Below are 6,000 nucleotides of genomic sequence, written 5' to 3'. Positions count from 1 at the left end.
GCGGGGGAGCGTCCCAACGCGTGATCGGCCGGCTCAACACCGCACGTGCCGCCCGGCCGCTCGGATTGAAGGTCCCCCTAATGAGTGTTAACGAGTCGCCGTTCGGCAGACTCGGTGCCTGGTAGCCGTCGGCAGGTGAGCACTCGGTCCCCCTGGACGCTGAGTCCTGTCAAAAGATCGTGCCCCTGCCGGTCGGCCGGGAGAGTTGATCGCTGCTGGGATGTCGTGCCACGCCCCTCGCTCGCTTGGGTCGTGAGCACTGATTCATTAGGTCGCCGATAGTTCTCCCGCAGGCTGCTGACCAGCGGTAGCGGAGACGGGAGGACCGGTGCGCCTGTTTGTTGGAGATGACTGGGCCGAGGCCTTTCTTGGTTGACTAACCACCTACCGGAGACCTCACTCGTTGTCGATCTACGACACGTCCGCAGCCATCAGACCGACTCACACACGGGCAGCGGACTTTGATACAACCCCTAGCCGTTGCTCCCGGGTTCCCGTACGCGGGCGGCCCTCACTGGGTTTGTAGTGCACAACGGCTGTCACCGAAAGACGGCCTGTCGGGGGTCATCGGCTTCCCGACAGGCCGTCTGCCTAGAAGTAGCCAGGCGCGGATTTACTCAGTTCACGACACGGACCGTGTCACAGCCCAGGAAGGTGTAGACGCCCGCGTCCGGTGCCAGATACTTGCCCTTCAAGCACGCCCGCGTCGAGGTCAAGGTCAGCCCCGAGCCGCTGGGCTTGAAGTGCAGCACCAGGTCGGTGTCAGCATCGCGGGTCTTCTCATCCAACTCGTACGAGCGCTCCCGATGCCCTCTGCCGTGGACCTCCCTCGCCCCCGTCGGAGTGGCGGTGTTGAACAGCTTGTCCCGCAGACCCCACAGCGCCGTGGATGCATCGATCTTGGCTGCATCGAAGTCCAGCGGCAGGTCGTACTCGCCCGCCTTGGTTGTCAGTGCGGCCAGCGTGGCGTCGGTGTTGAGATTGATCGAGTTGGGAGAGCCTCCGGGACGGACGTTGATCGCGATCGGCACCACGCAGTCGATCTGGAAGGAGACCGATTTTTCGTTGTTGGTCATGTCCGGATCGACGTCCTCGGCCTTTTTCAACGCCAGCGTGGCGTTCAGTTTCACCGTCTTGACCCCTGGCGTGGTGCACTCCAGGTTGGCCGTATAGGTGGCCTTTTGCGGGGACCCCACGGTCAGGGCCGTCTGCTCGAAGGTGGCGGTCGCCGGCGTTACGGTCACCCCGGAATCAGCGGTGGCCGACGTGGTCAGCGTGGTGTCGATCGGGCTGGACGGGCCGGCGTTGCCGAGGGTCACTTCCAGCGAGGCCGAACCGGGTTGGCCGATGAGGACCTCCAACGGACTGGTGGCCGTGGCCTCAGTGACCTTCACGTCGGCCTTGGCGATGACCTTGGTTTCCGCGGTGGCGGTGTCGTTGCCCGTGTGTGAATCGGGACCGGCGAGGTTGTCCACCGTGGACCTGGCAGTGATCGTCTTCGGCGCGCCGTTGCGGTAGACCACGTCAGCCGGAACGTCCGCCTTGATCGTGTACTGCTTGCTAGCCCCCTGACGCAGTTCATTCAGGTTGCACGTGACCACCTTGCCGGCGATCCCACACGGCACGCTGGTGATGGGGTTGGTCACGTCGGCGGGCAGCGTCGTGGTGACCTGGGTGGACGTGGCCGAGTTAGGGCCGTTGTTGGACACCGTGATCGTCCAGTTCAGGCTTTCCCCCGCGGCGGCCGGATCCGGCGAGTCGGCGATGGCCACGGCGAGGTCGGTTGTGTTGTTGACTCGCAGAATGCGCTCGGCCTCCTCCCGCGTGGGGAAGGTCTCGGTCTCGATCGGCGGCGTAGGACCACCTGGCACCGGAAAGCGATGCGGAAGGTAGGCCTGGACGGCTTTCCAGTCGTTGTGGCCGTTCAGTTCGCTGTTCTTTGTGTCGTTCTTGCAGTCGGCCGGACCGGCGGCATCGATGTTGACCTCGAACCGTTGGTCACCGTCATCGCCGAACCCGGACGGATTGTCCCCGTTCCAGTCCGGGTTCGCGTTCAGCGGGGTGGTGCGCTTGACACCCTTGTCGTCCATGAACACGAAGTTGTTGACGTTGTCCCCGGGGTCCAGGACCCGGTTTTCGTAGAGGTCGTCCTCCTTGAGGCGGTCCATTGGCGCCTTGCCGCGCGACTTGCCGTCAAGCGTGATCCGGGCGGGTGAGAAATCGACAAGCAGGCCGCCGCCTGCACGAGGAATGCCGGAGTTGATGTCGTAGTTCATCACGCTCACGTAGTTCGGCTTGCAGTTGTGTGTCTCGTTTCCACCGTGGTGCAAACCGAGGTTGTGACCGAGTTCGTGCATGAGCGCAGCGGGGTCGGTGCGGTAGAGAACGATGTCGGTGCCGCTGCCCTGCCCGCCAATACCACAGCCGGTGTCGGGACCGGCGCCGTCGGTGTCCGCGTCCGGTGTCGTGTAGATGACGTAGTTGAACACTCGCTGGCGTGCGGTCGCGAAGTTGTTGCCCGGGGCGCCCTTGGTTTGGAAGAACTTGGCGTCGAACCCGCAGTTGCCCAGAGCCGGAACCGTGTTGCCACCGCCGAGGTTCTCCCCGGCGAGGCAGTCCGGGTCCTCGGCGTCCTTCTTTCCGTCATCGTCATCGTCAGTGCCGTTGTCGCAGTTGGGAGTGGGATTCTCGACGCCGACATCGCGGAAGGTGCAGTCCGGATCCGCCCCGTCTTGACCGTTCTTCCCGTCGTTGTCCAGACCGTCCCCGCAGGTGCCCTGTGGTGGGCCTTCCATGGCATTCTTGTCGTGCAGGCCGCCGGAGTCGACGTGCAGCGTGATGCCGTCCCCGCCGGAGGGGTTCGGTAGGGGAGCCGCTGCGAAGGCGCGCTTCACGACCTCGATCGCCTCGTGCGACGGCTCTACACCATCGGTGTGGTCGAGTTCGAGGAAGAGATCCTTGTGCAGGGGGTCCGCTCCGAAGGCCGGCAGATCGACGGCCATCGAACCGTCCTCGTTGCGCACGCCGAAGCGTTCGTCTCGGTCGGCGATACCGTCTTGGTCGGCGTCGCTGTGGCCGCTGCTGGTGATGGTCAGCCCGAGTGCGGCCCGCTTGCCGTCGCCGTCCTCGGGGAAGTTCGGGTCGCCGTCCCCCACAGCGCAGGCTTGGCCCTGCGGTTTTCCGTCACGGTCGGAACACGGATTGTCCAGACCCGAGCCATGTCCGATGCCGTCGCCGGACCAGGTGTCGGTGAGCACGTTGTAGGTGAGGTTGAGATCGACGTCCTGGTTCTGCGGGCTGATGTCCATCCGGTCATCGCCGAAGCCGAAGGTGTCGTCGAGATCCTTGATACTGACGGTGATGTCGAGAGTGGTCCGGCCTTCGGGGAGGTTGACCTGTTCAGTGAACACCCAGGGGCTCGGCGAGAGGGTGGCCGGATGGAAGGCGTCGTCGGAGATCGTGCCGGCGACTCGCACAGGGCCGTCGCCGATCTTGACCTCGGGATAGAACTCGCCTTCCTCGTTGATACCGTCATCGGGAACTTCGAACCGCTCGAACCAGTCCATCCTGAGCGTGATCGTGAGACCCAGAGCGGCCGGCGTGGGTTCGGCCACGGCGGGTGTCGGTACGAGCACCAGACCGGACATCACCAAGGCGGCTCCGGACGCCGCGGCCAGACATCGTCGGATTGAATTATTCAGCATTCTGCCTCCTACTCAGTGAGCGTCTTAAACCTGAACATCTGACAGTGATTGGTCACGCATCACGGGTCGCGGGAGTTGAAAACAACGGAGTTGTGATCGCCGTGACGAGAATCACGGCGGTGTGACAGCACGTCAGGAGACGTGACGTGGACCTTTGAACTCGCCGCCGAAGTGAAATCGGGTCGTCAATGTTTCACGTCAGCCTTCCGGTGTAGGTGATCAGGATCCTGTTTCGCTCTCTGATGATGATCGAACGACAGTGGAGCGTCATGAGTGCTGGCACCTACTTGGCTAGGGGGCTACCACCAGGAACCATTTCGCCGATTTCCTGGGAGTGAAATACGGCGTGTGCTCGGGGTCATTTCCGGGTCGCCGCCATCACGCCGACGGTGGCGGCCCAGACGCCGATGAGCGACCCGGCCGGGAACAGGGGGTCGAACTGGTCGGTGAACGCGATGGTGGCGGAGGCGAGCGCGTAGGCCAGCCCGCCGACCAGGCCGAGCGCGAGCGTGATGCGGTTGCCGACCGTCCGGGTGAGGCCGCCGGCGACGGCGAGGAACAGAATGCTCAGTGCCCAGAGCGTGTCGATGATCGTCTCGTTCCACGTTTGCATCGTGGAGATGGCCGTCTGCTGACCCGCCGCGAGGGAATCGGCCTCCAGCGCAGCGAACAGGTGCGCGGCCATGCCGACGGTGGCGAGGACGCCTATGCCGGTGACGACCTTGGTCGCCGTGGCCATGCTCTTGCTGAGGTCGCGGCGCGAGATTGCGAAGATCCCGGCGGCGAAGAGGCCCATCGAGAGCAGCAGCAGTGTATGGGAGGGATACCAGCTCGGCTGCACGAGCATCTCGTGCAGCTGTTGGACCTGGCGTCATCCTGCCGATCAGCTCCACCCATCAGGACCTGAAGGACCACCTCGTCCTCGGGTTCCCCGCACTCTGGGTTAGGAGATTTACGTTTTCCAAGGTTGAATAGCCAATCCGCCACGTCACGCGCCGTCTGCTCTACCAAGGTCCGAAGCGGCAGCACGTAGACCAGACGCCGCCGAGTGACCTCGGGCCACGCGTACGTGCGGATTCAAGAGCAGTCATCGTGCATTCGGCTGCATGTTGGCCGGGCGGGTCGCGCCGTCGTGCGGTGTTGCGGTTCACCGATCGGGCGCTGCAACGATCGAACGCGTGGTGTTCGGCATCGCGGTGAGCGCGGCCCTCGGTTGGCGCTGTTGTGGCCGGCCGGATCAATCAGCCGTTCGTGGCGGCGGATTCGCCTCCGAGCTGCCACATTTCGTAGTTGCCGCATTCCTCTGTGATCTCGGCGGTCGCCCGAGCCGCGGCGACGAAGTCGTCGACCAGAGGCGAGGTGCGTGCCGCCGGCACGGCGAGGCACACCTGTTCGGCGGACAGGTCCGGGATGGGCACGTAGCTGACGTCCGGATGGGAGTAGAACACGGTCGCTGAACGGGCCAGAAACGAGATACCGCGGCCGGCTGCGACGTGCTCGAGCGTCTCGTCCACCCCGCGCACCTGGTATCCGGCGTTCGGGTGCGGGCGCCTCGTGGGCTGCGTGCTCGGGTCGGCGTTCCAGACCAGCGGTTCGCCGGCCAGGTCGGCCTCGGTGATCTGTTCCTTGCTGGCCAACCGGTGGTCGGCGGGCAGCACCGCCACCCGCGGCTCGGTGTACAGCGGGGTGACGCGCAGGCCAGCCTCGTCGATCGGCAGCCGTACGTAGCCCACGTCGATGCGGCCGTCGAGCAGCATCGCGGTCTGTTCATCCCCCTCGATGCGCTGTACGTCGACGATCACATCCGGATGCCGGGTCTCGAACGCCCGTACCGCTGGTGTGACGGCGACACCGGCCCGGAAACCAACCGTCAGCCGCCGGGTGCCGCGCGCAGCAACGCTCACCCGGCGGCGGACCCCCTGCGCGGCGGCCAGTAGCGGGCCGGCGTCGTCCAGCAACTGCTGGCCCGCGTCGGTCAGCGTCACGCCGTGGCTGTCCCTGACGAACAGAGGGGCGCCGAGGTCATGCTCGAGCGCGCGGATCTGGCGGCTGAGGGCCGGCTGCGCGATGTGCAGGTCGTCGGCGGCGCGGCCGAAGTGCAACCTCTCAGCGACCGCGACGAAATAGCGCAGCTTGCGTAAATCCAGATCCATCAGGCCTCCCCGTCTGGTGATGCCTTCAGGTTATCGCCACCACCACAAGAGGTCTTGGACACCGAGATCGGCCGGTGGCACGTTCGGGTCGAGCGCCGAACAGCGCGCTTCCCGAGGCGCCGATGATTTGTTCGTTGACGACC

The 6,000-nt window shown here is 65.0% G+C and carries 3 protein-coding genes; all 3 read right to left on the bottom strand.

From position 1 onward, the window contains the following. Positions 1-617: 617 nt before the first annotated feature. On the bottom strand, positions 618-3,704 hold the full coding sequence (locus Pth03_RS37140) for a DUF11 domain-containing protein (protein WP_203949180.1): 3,087 nt from the start codon (positions 3,702-3,704) through the stop codon (positions 618-620). A gap of 358 nt (positions 3,705-4,062) precedes the next feature. Next, on the bottom strand, positions 4,063-4,551 hold the full coding sequence (locus Pth03_RS37135; RefSeq protein WP_203949179.1) for a hypothetical protein: 489 nt from the start codon (positions 4,549-4,551) through the stop codon (positions 4,063-4,065). A 394-nt stretch (positions 4,552-4,945) separates the two neighbouring features. Next, a complete protein-coding gene (locus Pth03_RS37130; RefSeq protein WP_203949178.1) occupies positions 4,946-5,857 on the bottom strand; it encodes a LysR family transcriptional regulator in 912 nt (303 codons plus the stop codon). Positions 5,858-6,000 lie beyond the last annotated feature (143 nt).

Origin of the sequence: Planotetraspora thailandica, assembly GCF_016863335.1 — a bacterium.
Taxonomy (GTDB): Bacteria; Actinomycetota; Actinomycetes; order Streptosporangiales; family Streptosporangiaceae; genus Planotetraspora; species Planotetraspora thailandica.
Note: the sequence above shows the minus strand (reverse complement) of the source record. Positions and strands in the feature narration are given on the sequence as shown.